The organism is Microvirga zambiensis WSM3693 (genome assembly GCF_016735695.1).
Lineage (GTDB): Bacteria > Pseudomonadota > Alphaproteobacteria > Rhizobiales > Beijerinckiaceae > Microvirga > Microvirga zambiensis.
The window spans coordinates 1-600 of the sequence record NZ_JAERQD010000238.1 but is presented as its reverse complement, the minus strand read 5'-3'; the positions used below and the strand labels follow the sequence as shown (position 1 = coordinate 600).

The 600-nt window shown below is 70.0% G+C and carries 1 protein-coding gene; it reads left to right on the top strand.

Features of this window, described 5'->3' with window-relative positions; translation table 11 throughout:
* A partial coding sequence (locus tag JKL46_RS35080) for a PAS domain-containing protein (protein WP_201843073.1) occupies nucleotides 1-600 on the top strand: 600 nt, incomplete at both ends.

Sequence of the window (600 nt, the reverse complement as noted above, 5' to 3'; positions counted from 1 at the left end):
GGGTTCGCCAACCTGCTCGGGGTTGCCCTGGAGCGCCGCCGCAGCGAGGAGGGACTGCGCCTCGCGCACGCACGCAACGAGGAAATCCTCGAGAGCATCAGTGATGCCTTCTACGCCGTCGACCGGGGCTGGCGCTTCACCTACGTCAACCGCAGGGCCGAGGAATGGTGGGGCCGCAAGCGGGAGGACATGATCGGCAAGGTGTACTGGGACGAGTTCCCGGCCGCCGTGGGCAGCGAGGCCTACGCGGCCCACCAGCTCGCCCGGCGCGAGCGGCGGACGGTGCGCGTCGAGACCCTCTCGCCCCTGCTGGGGCACTGGGTGGACATCGACATCCATCCGACCGCCGGAGGGGGGCTGTCCGTGTACTTCCGGGACGCCACCGAACGGAAGCAGGGCGAGCTGGCGCTGCGCCAGACCGAGGAGCGCTACCGGCTGGCGGCCAAGGCCACCAATGACGTGATCTGGGATTGGGATCTCGTCGCCGACCGCATCCTGTGGAACGAGGCACTCACGGCGCTCTTCGGCCACACGGACCTGGAGACGGCGGGGGCGTGGTGGAAGGGCCACATCCATCCCGACGACCGCGAGCGCACGGTG